The organism is Peribacillus sp. SIMBA_075, from assembly GCF_046534585.1.
Genome location: NZ_JAWRYN010001547.1, coordinates 1 through 238, shown reverse-complemented (window position 1 = coordinate 238; position 238 = coordinate 1). Strand labels below are relative to the sequence as shown.

General features: G+C 32.8%; 1 pseudogene. It reads right to left on the bottom strand.

Annotated features, from left to right (window positions below):
- Window positions 1-238 (bottom strand): annotated as a pseudogene (locus SB775_RS33605) (sodium-dependent transporter); the annotation flags it as partial.

Here is a 238-nt window from a genome sequence, read left to right as displayed (position 1 = left end):
ATAATTTCCACCTACAAAAAACTCTGCTTCTAGCACCTTCTTTTCCATTTTGAATGAAACGAAAATACTAATAAATAGTGCTCCAAGTGGCATTAATATATTACTAGATAAGAAGTCTACTGCATCAAAAATATTCTTTCCGAAAATCGTAATATCACTCCATATTCCAAATGATAACGCGGATGGTATACCTACTAAGAAAATGCCGAAACCGATTATCCATGATAATTTCGTTCTC